This is a genomic window from Glaesserella sp. (assembly GCF_041817755.1).
Lineage (GTDB): Bacteria > Pseudomonadota > Gammaproteobacteria > Enterobacterales > Pasteurellaceae > Glaesserella.
Map to the genome: position 1 here is coordinate 12,608 of NZ_JBGYBX010000010.1, position 13,397 is coordinate 26,004.

Consider the following 13,397-nt stretch of genomic DNA (forward strand, 5'->3'; position numbering starts at 1 on the left):
GTGGCAACACCGCTTTTTTTATGTACGATGAATGTAAACAAAAGTTTCCAAATGTAGCGTTAGGGAGTATTATAGCGACTTTACAAGCGGTGAGATTGTCATGATATTTTGCAAATAGCGGGAGGGAATATGCGATTAGCGATTGAGTGTATTGAACGTGTCGGAGTGGTTCAAGATATCTTGAGTTTGCTGGCGGCACAGCAGATCAATCTTGAAGGCATTGAGCTGCAAAAGCAATCTGACATCGGGATTATTTATCTGCGGACAGAAGTCATTGACGTGCCTCACCAGACCCGATTGATCCGACAAATCGAGCAACTTCAACATATTACGGCGGTTTATCCGATTCACCATCTTCCGCAAGAACGGAAAAATCTCGAGCTACGAGCCTTGTTTGAGGCGCTTCCGAACCCGGTGTTATCACTGGATCTGAACGGCAATATTGAATTTGCCAATTCTCAAGCAGGTAAATTGTTATTACCGCTATATCGTCAATCGTTACCGAAGAAAAAGCAGGAGCAATTGCTTTCCTTAACGGCTATCCCGCTCAATGACATTATCGTCAATTTGAACAAAACCAAATGGTATTCCGCTTTTTTACAGCAAGGAATGACCATTCAAGCCAGTACGTTACAGCCGATTTCTCATCCGATTCAACTGAATAACCAAATGTGGCGGATGGATTTGCTGCCTATTGAGTTATGGGAAGGCGAACAAAACCGTCTATTGGGTTATGTGGTCACGTTGCAATCACAAAAAGCGATGCAAATTGATTTACGTCAGTTTATGGCAAATCAAAATAGTGATTTTGATCATATCATTGCCAAAACCGCTAAAATGAAAGCCGTTATCGAACAGGCGAAAAAATTTGCGATGTTGAATGCGCCCTTGCTGATTCAAGGGGAAACGGGAACCGGTAAAGATTTTTTTGCGAAGGCGTGCCACCAATTCAGCTTTCGCCGTGAGCAGCGGTTTATTGCGGTCAATTGTGCGGGCTTACCGGCGGAAGAGGCGGAAAGTGAAATGTTCGGGCGGCGGAGTAACGGTCAAGAAAGCATGGGATTTTTTGAATATGCTCACGGCGGAACCGTATTATTGGATTCCGTGGCGGAACTCTCTTTAGAAATGCAAGCAAAGTTGCTTCGCTTCTTAAACGACGGCTCTTTCCGTCGTGTCGGGGAAGACAATGAAATTCATGTGGATGTGCGGGTGATCTGTACCTCACAGAAGGCGCTATCCACGTTAGTGGCGGAAGGTAAAGTGCGGGAAGATTTATATCACCGCTTAAATGTGCTAACCCTGAATTTACCCCGCTTATGTGAGCGTCAAGGCGATTTGCCTGCGCTAGCGACTCAGTTTATTCAGCAAATCAGTCAACAGCTGGGCATTGATGTGCCGCAATATGATGAAGATTTTATTCAGGCGTTGCGAGCGTATCACTGGCCGGGGAATTTGCGTGAATTGTACAATGCGCTGTATCGGGCATGTTCGCTTGCCGTAAATAATCAATTGGCGGTTGCGGATTTGAATTTACCGGAGGACATACCGGCGGAATGGTCGGTCGAATCGTCGTCCATGCACGGTACGCTGGAAGAACTTGTGAATCGTTTTGAAGCCTCACTTTTGCGTAAATTTTATGCGGAATACCCGAGTACGCGCAAATTGGCACAACGTTTGGGGATTTCACATACTGCCGTTGCCAATAAGTTACGCATTTATGGGATCAGTAAATAATGAAAAGCAGGCTACAAGCGGTCGGATTCATCGTTTTTTTTGCAATATCAGGCATGTTGCAATCCGTACACGGTGCACCGAAAATTCCCCAACCATTGCTTGAAAACAGTTTGGTCTATTGTTCGAATGCGTCGGGGTTTTCATTTAATCCGCAAAAAGCGGATGTCGGAACCAACATGAATGTAGTGACCGAGCAGATTTATGATAAGTTATTGGAATTTGACCCGGTATCAAATACGCTAAAACCGTCGTTGGCGGAGCGGATAGACATCAGTGAAGACGGATTAACCGTCACGCTTCATTTACGTAAAAACGTCTCGTTTCATCAAACTCCTTGGTTTACGCCGACCCGCCATTTTAATGCGGAAGATGTGGTGTTCTCTCTGAATCGGGTGATCGGTAAAAGCGTCGATTTGCCCGCATTAAATCATCCGCCGACAAATGAACGTCATTATCGCCAAAGTGAGATTTTTCGTGAAATGGCAAATCGGGCACATTTTCCCTATTTTGAAAGTATTGATTTGAAACATAAGATTGACGCAATCCGCGCCGCTTCCAATCATGTGGTGAAAATTACCTTGACCCAGCCGGATGCTTCGTTCCTTGCTCATTTGGCAAGCCAATATGCCGTGATCTTATCGAAAGAATATGCACTGCAGTTAAATGCCGATGAAAATTTGATTCAATTGGATATTTTACCGGTCGGTACCGGGGTATATCAGTTGGACAGTTATGTGCAAAATGATTATGTCCGCTTACAGCCGCACCCTCGATATTGGGGAAAAAAAGCCCATATCCGTAATATGATAGTCGATTTTTCTACGACGGGAACCGGACGGATGGCAAAATTTTTAAACGGCGAATGCGACGTGGCGGCGTTTCCCGAACCGAGCCAAATTTCTATCTTGAAGCCGGAGCAAGGTTATTTGGTGGAAAGTCCGGGAGCGAATCTTGCCTATTTGGCATTTAATTTTCAGCGACCTTTGATGCGTAATATTGAATTGCGCCGTAAAATTGCCCAGTCGATAGATCGCCAACGTTTGGCAAACATTTTGTTTTACGGCGTTGCCGATGTGCCGGAAAATGTGCTGCCGAACGCGTTGTTTTCCGAAAAGAATCCGAACGGTTATCCTTATGTTCAGTCTTCGGTAAATCGTAAAATATCGACGAAAACCGACCGCTTGATCTTATGGGTTATTGATGAAAAGCGTGTCTATAATTTGCATCCGCTAAAAATGGCGGAATTTATCCGTGCCGAGTTGGCGAAAGCCGGTATTGACGTGATAGTTCGCCAAGTCAGCCGGGCTTATTTGGTTCAACAATTGGAAAAAGGTGATGCGGAGTATGATTTGATTCTCAGCGGTTGGTTGGCGAATAATTTCGATCCGGACAGTTTTTTGTCACCGATATTGAGTTGCCAAGCGCAAAGTTCGGTGACGAATTTGGCCAATTGGTGTGATGAGGGGTTTGACCGCTTATTGTCCGAAGCGCGTACCAGTGAAGAAAAAGAGGTTAGAACGGTATTATATCGGCAAGCGCAGCAGTTGCTTGAGGCGCAGTTGCCGATTTTGCCGCTCGTCAATGTCAGACGGCTACTGGTGGTCAATAATGATATCGATAATGTCAAAATCAGTCCGTTCGGGCAGGTTAAATTATCCGAGATAAAATTAAGATAAGCGGGGTGAGTGATGTTAATTGCGTTAATTCGTAAGCTTTTTCTGACGATGATTACGTTGCTGATTTTGTCGTTTATCGGTTACAACATCTTGTTGCGGGATCCGATTAACAATTTGGCGGGCGGTGGATTTAACGCCTACTTGAATTATGTGGAAGGGCTGCTGCAAGGGGATTTCGGGATTAGCTACAGTACGGGGGAACCGCTGGCGAAGCAAATTTTAAGTGTGTTCCCCGCAACCGTTTCGCTTTGTTTGTCGGCATTCGTACTGTCCTTGATTGTCGGCATTCCCCTTGGTTTTTTTGCCGCCACCCAGCGTAAGAATGTGATCGGTAAATTGTTAAGTTCGTTAGGATCATTAAGTCTTGCGGTGCCGGTATTTTGGCTGGCAATCGTATTGCTGGCGTATGCATCCGTTCAGCATTGGGAAATTGCCGCGGTCGGTGAGTTACATCCGATCTACAGTGTAGAAACGATCACCGGTGTTAAAATGGTCGATATTTTTTTATCGGATTCGCCCTATAAATTGAAAATGATGCAGAGTGCTTTGCACCATTTGGCGTTACCCGCTTTAATTCTTGCCGTTCCGGCAACCTTGGAAATTATGCGGATTACATTGCAACGAACGGAGTATGTTCTGAAACAAAGTTATGTCAACGTCGCACGATCACGCGGTTGGTCGCCTTGGCGGATTTGGTGTACGCACATTGTGTCCAACACGTTACCGCCGTTGATCCCGATGATTGCGCGTAATATCACATTGATTTTTGCGTTTGGTTTGTTGATTGAAAATGTCGTGAGCTGGGGCGGTGTCGGGCGATGGATGGTGAATGCACTTTCTCTACGGGATTATAATGCGATTTCTGCAGGCGTTGTGGCAATCGGATTATTTGTGTTGGCGGTGGACTTGTTGGCGGAGCTAATCACCACATTGTTAGATCCGTCTCAGAAGAAAGATTGGTATGTTAAATAGAGATCCGGAACAATTCAGAGAATCCGCCTACTTAAAACAGTTTTGGCATGAATTACGTAAAGATACTATGGCTCTGATTAGTGTGTATCTTTTTATCGTCTTACTCGGTTTGGTCATCTTAGGCTATTGGCTTGCACCTTATACGGCGGATCAGCAGTTTGTCGGGCAGGAATTGATGCCGCCTTCTTGGCAGGATGAAGGGCAGATTGGTCATTTTTTTGGTACGGACGATTTGGGCAGAGATATCTTCAGCCGAATTCTGTACGGTTTTTATTACACCGTGGGTGCGGCGTTAGTAATTACGTTAGCCGTCGGGCTCATCGGTGGAACGATCGGTGTCTTGGCCGGTACGCAGAAAAGTCGATCGTTTTTTATTTTAAGTCACCTGTTTGATACATTTTTGTTTATCCCGATTTTATTGATCGCCATTATTATTGCCACGTTGATGGAACCGAGTCTGACCAATGCCATGTTAGCAATTTTTTTGGCGATGCTGCCCCATTTTATTCATAAAATTTATCAAACGACCCAGCGTGAACTCAAACGGGAATATGTGGTGACATTGCGCTTGGATGGTGCAACCCGTAATGAATTGATTCGACAAGTGATTTTACCGAATTTAACCAGTATCGCAGTGAAGGAGCTTTCCCATATTTTTGTGATTGCAGTGTTGGACATCAGTGCACTGAGTTTTATCGCCCTTGGCGCCAAAAGCCCGACACCTGAATGGGGCGCAATGATTCGTGATTCGATGGAATTGATTTATATTGCTCCGTGGACCGTTTTTTTACCCGGTGTGGCGATTATTTTCGTGATTTTGATCATCACCATGCTCGGTAACAGCGTTGTTCGTGTGTTGGAAAAATATCGGTATTAGGATCTATATGGCATTATTGGATATTCGACATCTCTGTATTGAAATTGATACCCCCAAAGGGCGTATCAAAATGATTGATGATGTCAATCTTACGTTGGACAGTGGGGAAGTTTGCGGCTTGGTCGGAGAGTCCGGGTCGGGAAAAAGTTTAATTGCCAAAGTCATTTGCGGACTCGTCAAGGATGAATGGATAATTACCGCGGATCGTTTTCGTTTTAATGATATTGAATTGTTGAAATTATCGCCTTATCAACGTCGTAAGTTGGTCGGCGATGACATTTCAATGATTTTTCAAGATCCGCTGTCTTGTTTGGACCCCGGTAAGCCGATAGGAAAACAACTGATACAGACTATTCGTTTTAAAGGGCAGTGGTGGGAGCGCATCGGCTGGAAGAAAAAAAAGGCGATTGAATTGTTACATAAAGTTGGTATTAAAGATCACAAAGATATTATGCAAAGTTATCCGAGTGATATTACGGAAGGAGAGGCACAAAAAATCATGATTGCCATGGCGGTGGCAAATCAACCCCGCTTGTTGGTGGCGGATGAGGCGATCAATACGATGGAAGCCACCACTCAATTACAAATTTACCGTTTACTCTCAAGCATGAATAAAAATCTCGGTACGTCGATCATTCTGGTCAGTAACGATATACTCGGCATTTATAAATGGGTGGATGCTTTTAATGTGCTGTACTGCGGACAAACGGTAGAAATTGCGAATAAAGATACCATTATGACGACACCTTACCATCCTTATACCTCGGTGTTATTGCATAGCGTGCCGGATTTCTCCCAACCGTTGCCTTTTAAAGGGCGCTTAAATACGCTAAAAGGCACGGTGCCGATGCTGCAGGATATGCCGATCGGATGTCGTTTAGGACCGCGCTGCCCGTTTGCGCAGAAAAAGTGCGTCGTGAAACCGCCTTTGCGGAAATTTCGTCAACATGAATTTGCCTGTCACTTTCCGATTAATTTCAGAGAACAGAATTTTTTACGTAAAGAAGAATTTAGCCCGGTCGTTGTCGGTGAAAAAGCGGAATAATTCCCGAGGTCGTGGTCGCTGTACACTTTGACGTGCGATACAAGCGGTCAGTTTATCGGATTATTTTGCAAATTTATCGACAGCGATCACAAAAAGGCTTTCTGTTCTTTCATGAGTTGCTCAAAAAAAGCGATCACGACTTTGACTTTCGGTGACAGGTAACGGCGATGCGGATAAAGTAAACTGATATCCAAACTATCCTGTTCCAAATGAGGCAAAATGGGTGTCAACTCACCGGAAGCCAATTCGTCTTTAATCAAAAATTTGGGAATATTAATAACCCCTAAACCGGCTCTTGCCATCTGCACCAACGCATAACCGTTATTGCTATAGACGTTTGCCGTCGGTTTGAATTTCACCGACTGTCCGTTCTCATTAAACTGCCATATTGGTGCGTTGGCATACAGCAAGCATTGATGTCGCTCTAATTCCAACGCAGTATGCGGTGTACCGAATTTCGTCAAATAATCGGGCGAAGCGACTATCATATGATGGGATTGTCCGATACGTTTGGCAACAATGGAACTGTCTTCCAGTTTACCGATCCGCAACACCAAATCATAGCCTTCCGCTACCACATCAACCCGACGATCATTAAATTCCAAATTCAGCTGCAGATGCGGGTAAGTACTGATAAATTTGCCCAAATGCGGTGCAATAAAACGAGAACCGAAATCCATCGGCACCGACATGGTTAATTTACCTTGTAGGGTAGAGGTAATATCGGCAACGCACGCTTCGGCTTCTTTCAGTTCATTTAGGATAGGTTGGCAGCGCTGATAAAACAACAAACCGGCTTCGGTCGGGTTAATTTTTCGTGTGGTTCGGTGTAAAAGCCGCACATTCAAGTGTTCTTCAAGTTGTGCCACCAGCTTACTTGCCATGGCGAGTGAAATTTGTTCAAGTTGAGCCGCATGAGTGAAACTTTGGGTCTCGATCACTTTACAAAACAGGTTAATTGCGTTTAGTTTGTCCATTTTATCTCTTTATATATTGTGTTTTAAAGAAAGCCTTGCTATTGTCTCCAGCATTTTGCGTGAAAGCAGATTAATTATCAACTTAAAAGAAATAATTTTCATCCGACTTATTACATTGTTATAAATTTAGGTAGTTCAATGGGAAAATCATTAGTTATTGTCGAGTCACCGGCTAAAGCCAAAACCATTAATAAATATTTAGGCAGTGACTTTGTCGTCAAATCCAGTGTCGGTCATATTCGTGACTTACCGACCGGAGGCAGTGAGAAAAGTGAAACAGCCGAAAAAGCCAAGCCTGTTTCAACCAAAGGGCTCAATGCCGAGCAAAAATCCGCCTTAAAATCCGAAAAAGAACGTGTGGCGTTAGTTAAACGTATGGGCGTGGATCCGTATCACGACTGGAATGCAACTTACCAAATTTTACCGGGTAAAGAAAAAGTGGTTTCAGAGCTGAAATCTCTTGCCAAAAAAGCCGATCATATTTATCTCGCTACCGACTTGGATAGAGAAGGGGAGGCGATTGCGTGGCATTTGCGTGAGGTGATTGGCGGTGAGAACGAACGTTTTAGCCGTGTCGTGTTCAATGAAATTACCAAAAATGCGATCAAACAAGCCTTTGAAAAGCCTGAACAGCTCAATATGGACAGAGTCAATGCGCAACAAACACGCCGTTTCTTAGATCGTGTGGTGGGCTTTATGGTGTCGCCGCTGCTGTGGAAAAAAGTGGCTCGTGGCTTATCGGCAGGGCGTGTGCAGTCTGTGGCGGTGAAATTGTTGGTTGAGCGTGAGCGTGAAATCAAAGCGTTCCAGCCTGAAGAGTTTTGGGAGATTTTAGCCAAAACGTCTGCGAAGAAAGGCGAATTGGCGTTAGATGTTGTTCAATATAAAGGCAAAAAATTCTCCGCGAAAACCCAAAAAGAAGCGGAACAAGCGGTCAGATCTTTGCAAAATTCTGCATTTATCGTCACTGAAATTGATAAAAAACCAACGTCATCAAGAGCGAAAGCCCCGTTTATCACTTCCACGTTACAACAAACGGCAAGTACCCGTTTAGGCTTTAGCGTGAAGAAAACGATGATGTTGGCACAGCGTTTGTATGAAGCCGGCTACATCACCTATATGCGTACCGACTCAACCAATTTGAGCCAAGATGCACTGACGATGGCTCGTAGCTATATCGAAAAACAATTTGGTGATCGTTATTTGCCTGAAAAACCGAATTTTTATGCCAGCAAAGAGAAAGCTCAAGAAGCACACGAAGCCATTCGCCCGTCTGATGTGATGGTGAAAATGCAAGATCTGAGCGGTATGGAAAAAGATGCAGAACGCCTATATGACTTGATTTGGCGGCAATTCCTTGCGTGCCAAATGACCCCGGCGGAATATGACTCAACCGGTTTAACCGTTACAGCCGGGGATTACGAACTCAAAACCAAAGGGCGTGTATTACGTTTTGACGGCTGGACAAAAGTGCTACCGATCCAAGGCAAAACGGCGGAAGATCAAGAGTTACCGGAAGTGAGCCTGAATGAAACCTTGCAGCTTAATGCGATTGAACCTAGCCAACACTTTACCAAACCACCGGCACGTTATAGTGAAGCGGCATTAGTGAAAGAGTTGGAAAAACGAGGGATCGGTCGTCCGTCAACCTATGCCGCCATTATTTCGACCATTCAAGAGCGTGGCTATGTGCGAGTAGAAAACCGCCGTTTTTATGCAGAGAAAATGGGCGAAATCGTGACAGATCGCTTAAATGAAGCCTTTAGCGATTTGATGAATTACGATTTTACGGCAAATATGGAAGATACCCTTGACCAAATTGCGTCGGGCAATAGCAACTGGAAAGTCGAATTAAACCGTTTCTTTGCCGATTTCTCGGAAAAATTAACTACCGCAGAGCTTGATGAGCTTGAAGGCGGAATGCGTCCGAATAACTTGGTGGAAACCGATATTCTTTGCCCGACCTGCGGACGTAAAATGGCAATTCGTACCGCAAGTACAGGGGTATTTTTAGGCTGTACCGGCTATGCGTTACCGCCAAAAGAGCGTTGCAAAACCACGATCAACTTAATTCCGGAAGCGGAATTGCTGAACGTGTTAGACGAAGATTCGGAAACGAATGCGTTAATGAAACGTAAACGTTGCCCGAAATGCGATACGGCAATGGATAGTTATGTGATCGATCCACAACGCAAAATTCACATTTGCGGTAATAACCCGAACTGCGACGGCTATGTGATTGAAGAAGGTTCTTTCAAAATCAAAGGTTATGACGGTCCGATTGTCGAATGTGACAAATGCGGTGCGGATATGCACTTAAAACTTGGACGCTTCGGCAAATATATGGGGTGTACCAACTGCGACAATACGCGCAAAATTCTCAAAAACGGCGAAGTTGCCCCGCCACGAGAAGAGCCGGTTGCATTCCCTGAGTTAAAATGTGAAAAATCCGATGCGTATTTTGTGCTACGAGATGGGGCAAGCGGTGTGTTTATGTCGGCACATAACTTCCCGAAATCCCGTGAAACACGTGCCCCGAAAGTGGCAGAGTTAGCGTTATACCGTGATCGTTTGCCTGAAAAATTGCAATACCTTGCGGATGCACCAAAACAAGATCCGGAAGGCAATGAAGCGATTATCCGCTTTAGTCGCAAAGAGAAACGTCAGTATGTGACCTCTGAGAAAAACGGCAAGGCAACCAAATGGATTGTGGATTACCTTGATGGCAAGTGGGTAGAGCGGAAAAAATAGCGCCAATACGAGTCAACGAAAACAGCACAACAAAGTTGTGCTGTTTTTTTTGCAAAATATAGCCCGAAACAGACCGCTTGTTGGATCGATTTAGATTGTACAACTTGGCAAATAAGGGCGCCGCATAAAAATAAAATCCATAATGTGTTGATCCAAAACAGCATGATGACTATTCCGACAAAATCATGAAATACGACCGAATAAGTGTCGTTCCAGTAAATTAAGGTATGAAATAAACGGCTGATTGGAAACCACACAATCAAGCAAAATAATGCGCCGATCATCGCGGAATACGTACGGATATGACGACGGGGAATAAACTTAAACAGCCCGGTCAGTATCCAAAAACTAAACAGATAAGTTAACGCATTTTGTATTGCAATCGGAAAGCTTTTTATCGCAAACAATAAGGCGGAACAGCTACAAATAAAGATGAAAAACGTACTCCAAGTACAATAAAAACGTTTGTCTAAACGGGTGGTACATTTCCAAAGCTTATTTAATGTCGTATCTATTTTATAGATTAAAATAAAGATACTAAAAAAGAAAAAGACGAGCGTAAACTGGCGGGCAATGCCGGCATGTGTATTATGGACGAAATCAAACAGCGTACTGCCGACGCGTTCACCGATTTTTCCCATCGGATCGAGGAAGCCGTGCATTACGACATGAAAAAGATCATCAATTAAAAAGAATTCAAGTAGCCCCAGCCAAAAAGCCAATAGCGGTACAATGGCTATCAGGCTGTAGTATGTCAGAGATGTCGCGTGAAGTTGAAGCGGAAAACGTTGCAAAACCATCAACACCTGACGAATCATATTCTTCTCCTAGCTATCCGTTTTCTCTTTATATTCACACAGATCTTCAATAATACACGAACCGCAACGAGGTTTACGGGCAATGCAAGTGTAACGTCCGTGCAAAATCAACCAGTGGTGGACATCGACTTTGAATTCATCCGGAACCACTTTCAATAACTTTTCTTCCACTTTTACCACATCTTTACCCGGGGCAAAATTGGTTCGGTTGGATACGCGGAAAATATGGGTATCAACTGCAATGGTCGGTTGTCCAAAGGCGGTATTCAGCACCACATTTGCCGTTTTACGCCCCACTCCCGCAAGGGCTTCTAATTCTTCACGCGTTTGAGGCACTTCGCCATTGTGTTTTTCAATTAAATCACGACAGGTCTTGATAATATTTTCCGCTTTGCTGTTATAAAGCCCAATGGTTTTAATATACTCTTTTAGCCCATCAATCCCTAAATCTAAAATCGCTTGTGGCGTATTGGCAACCGGAAAAAGCTTGGCGGTAGCTTTATTTACACCGACATCGGTAGCTTGTGCGGAAAGAATCACCGCAATCAGTAATTCAAAGGGATTTGAATACTGTAATTCGGTAGTCGGGTGCGGATTTTCATTGCGTAAGCGAGTCAGTATCTCAATACGTTTTTCTTTATTCATCTGTTATCCTAAAAAAGCAAAATAGCCCTGATCCCATAGCATTTTGGCCACCATAGTAAACGACATCACTACAATTAACGGGCGAATAATTTTTTTCCCTTTGGTGACGACCATTCTAGCGCCGAGAGAAGCGCCGATAAATTGCCCGATCATCATTAAAAAACCGATTTTCCATAAAATTGCCCCGCCAATGATAAAAAAGATCAACGAAGCGATGTTGGATGTAAAATTCAATACTTTAGCATGAGCAACGCTTTGGGTGAGGTTAAATCCAAGCAGCAGGACAAAGGCAAGGGTAAAGAATGAACCGGTAGCCGGACCGAACAAACCGTCATAAAAGCCGATTCCCATGGCGGCGGTGCAGGCAAACATTGGGTAACTCATGCGCTGACGACGTTGTTCATCGCCCAAACTCGGGCTAAACAAAAAATAACAACCGATGACTAAAATTAAAAACGGCAAGGCAACTTTTAAGGCATTGACATCAACCAGCTGAACCAAAATCGTACCAATAGCGGCGCCAATAAAGGTCAATAATATTAAGAGCCAAATCTCTTTCAAATCGACGGCTTTTTTACGCACAAAATAGAGCGACGCCGAAAACGAACCGCCACAGGCTTGTAATTTGTTTGTGCCTAATGCAACCGCAGGCGGAATACCGACGGATAACAGTGCCGGGATGGTAATTAATCCGCCTCCGCCGGCAATGGCATCAATAAAGCCTGCCACGAAAGCCGCAACAAATAAGATGACGATGATATCCGGTCCGAGTTCCATATTTCCCTCATCCAATTATTTTAATGATGAACCACCATTTCATCCCGGTGGAACACGACTGAACCGAATTCGTAACCTAGAATAGCTTCAATTTCTGTGGATTTTTTGCCTTTAATTAATGCCAGAGCTTCACTGTTGTAACGACTGATACCAAGCGCAAGCACTTTACCGTCAAGGTTACAAATTTTAGTCACTTCACCGCGGGCAAATTGCCCTTCGATTTTAGTAATACCGGCAGGCAAGAGCGATTTATGTTGTTCCACTAAGGCTTTTTCCGCGCCGTGATCGATAAAGATCGTGCCGGCCGGAGGGGCTCCGAACAACCAACGTTTACGCCCTTCTACTTTGTCGCTTTGGGCTAAGAAACGCGTTCCGATATTTTCACCTTGAACGACATCGAAGATCACGTTTTCTCGTTCACCGGAGGCGATGAATGTCTCTACGCCGGAACGGGTAGCGATATCGGCTGCGGTAATTTTGGTGCTCATACCTCCGGTTCCAAGCGTTGTGCCGCTTCCGCCCGCCATTTGACGGATTTTGGGGGTGATTTTTTCAACCACGGAAAGTAATTTGGCATTCGGGTTTTTACGTGGATCACTGTCAAACAAACCTGGTTGATCGGTCAGCAAAATTAATTGCTCCGCTTGGGCGAGAATCGCCACTAATGCGGAAAGGTTGTCATTATCGCCGATACGGAATTCCGCCGTGGCAACGGCATCATTTTCATTGATAATCGGGATGATCCGCTGGTCGAGCAGGGCGGTTAACGTATCACGCGCATTTAAAAAGTGGTCTTTATTTTCAATATCGGCTCGGGTTAACAGCATTTGTCCGATCTTGATGTTATAAATCGAAAACAGGCTTTCCCATACTTGAATCAATTGGCTTTGCCCGACGGCGGCTAAAAGTTGTTTGCTGGCAAGGGTTTTTGGCAATTCTCGATGACCTAAATAATCCCGCCCTGCCGCAACGGCACCGGATGTCACGATAATCATGCGGTGTCCTTGCTCATGCAGTTGAGCCACTTGTTTTACGACTTCCAACATATGCGGGCGGCTTAAACTTTTTGTGCCGTGGGTTAAGGTGCTGGTGCCTAATTTTACAACGATAGTTTTTGACATAATG

The 13,397-nt window shown here is 44.4% G+C and carries 11 protein-coding genes and 1 pseudogene; 7 read left to right on the forward strand and 5 right to left on the reverse strand.

Annotated features, from left to right (window positions below):
- Positions 1-129: 129 nt before the first annotated feature.
- The 6 genes and pseudogenes from ACEYKX_RS00670 to ACEYKX_RS00695 all read left to right on the forward strand — a co-directional run.
- Positions 130-330 (forward strand): annotated as a pseudogene (locus ACEYKX_RS00670) (ACT domain-containing protein); the annotation flags it as partial.
- A gap of 456 nt (positions 331-786) precedes the next feature.
- On the forward strand, positions 787-1,734 hold the full coding sequence (locus ACEYKX_RS00675; RefSeq protein WP_373767484.1) for a sigma 54-interacting transcriptional regulator: 948 nt from the start codon (positions 787-789) through the stop codon (positions 1,732-1,734).
- The gene (locus ACEYKX_RS00680; protein WP_373767448.1) at positions 1,734-3,410 is read left to right on the forward strand and encodes an ABC transporter substrate-binding protein; all 1,677 of its coding nucleotides are present in this window, start codon (positions 1,734-1,736) and stop codon (positions 3,408-3,410) included. The genes ACEYKX_RS00675 and ACEYKX_RS00680 overlap by 1 nt, the downstream gene beginning before the upstream one ends.
- 12 nt (positions 3,411-3,422) lie before the next feature.
- Positions 3,423-4,382, forward strand: a complete 960-nt coding sequence (locus ACEYKX_RS00685) for an ABC transporter permease (RefSeq protein ID WP_373767449.1) — start codon at positions 3,423-3,425, stop codon at positions 4,380-4,382.
- On the forward strand, positions 4,372-5,259 hold the full coding sequence (locus ACEYKX_RS00690; RefSeq protein ID WP_373767450.1) for an ABC transporter permease subunit: 888 nt from the start codon (positions 4,372-4,374) through the stop codon (positions 5,257-5,259). Before ACEYKX_RS00685 ends, ACEYKX_RS00690 begins: the two co-directional genes overlap by 11 nt.
- A gap of 7 nt (positions 5,260-5,266) precedes the next feature.
- On the forward strand, positions 5,267-6,304 hold the full coding sequence (locus ACEYKX_RS00695; protein WP_373767451.1) for an oligopeptide/dipeptide ABC transporter ATP-binding protein: 1,038 nt from the start codon (positions 5,267-5,269) through the stop codon (positions 6,302-6,304).
- An 86-nt stretch (positions 6,305-6,390) separates the two neighbouring features.
- Here the strand turns inward: ACEYKX_RS00695 and ACEYKX_RS00700 are convergent, their stop codons facing one another.
- Positions 6,391-7,281 carry a LysR family transcriptional regulator gene (locus tag ACEYKX_RS00700; RefSeq protein WP_373767452.1) on the reverse strand — a complete coding sequence of 297 codons (891 nt, stop codon included), beginning with the start codon at positions 7,279-7,281 and terminating at the stop codon, positions 6,391-6,393.
- A 138-nt stretch (positions 7,282-7,419) separates the two neighbouring features.
- On the opposite strand from ACEYKX_RS00700, the gene topA reads away from it, so the two are divergent.
- On the forward strand, positions 7,420-10,032 hold the full coding sequence (gene topA / locus ACEYKX_RS00705; RefSeq protein WP_373767453.1) for a type I DNA topoisomerase: 2,613 nt from the start codon (positions 7,420-7,422) through the stop codon (positions 10,030-10,032).
- Here the strand turns inward: topA and ACEYKX_RS00710 are convergent.
- From ACEYKX_RS00710 to proB, 4 genes are read right to left on the reverse strand one after another with little or no spacing between them, the layout of a single operon-like run.
- Positions 9,996-10,850 carry a YihY/virulence factor BrkB family protein gene (locus ACEYKX_RS00710; protein ID WP_373767454.1) on the reverse strand — a complete coding sequence of 285 codons (855 nt, stop codon included), beginning with the start codon at positions 10,848-10,850 and terminating at the stop codon, positions 9,996-9,998. The two genes, topA and ACEYKX_RS00710, sit on opposite strands and share 37 nt — an antisense overlap.
- A 9-nt stretch (positions 10,851-10,859) precedes the next feature.
- On the reverse strand, positions 10,860-11,495 hold the full coding sequence (gene nth / locus ACEYKX_RS00715) for an endonuclease III (protein ID WP_373767455.1): 636 nt from the start codon (positions 11,493-11,495) through the stop codon (positions 10,860-10,862).
- A 3-nt stretch (positions 11,496-11,498) separates the two neighbouring features.
- On the reverse strand, positions 11,499-12,272 hold the full coding sequence (locus tag ACEYKX_RS00720; protein ID WP_373767456.1) for a TSUP family transporter: 774 nt from the start codon (positions 12,270-12,272) through the stop codon (positions 11,499-11,501).
- 20 nt (positions 12,273-12,292) lie between these two features.
- Positions 12,293-13,393, reverse strand: a complete 1,101-nt coding sequence (gene proB / locus ACEYKX_RS00725; protein ID WP_373767457.1) for a glutamate 5-kinase — start codon at positions 13,391-13,393, stop codon at positions 12,293-12,295.
- Positions 13,394-13,397: the final 4 nt, after the last annotated feature.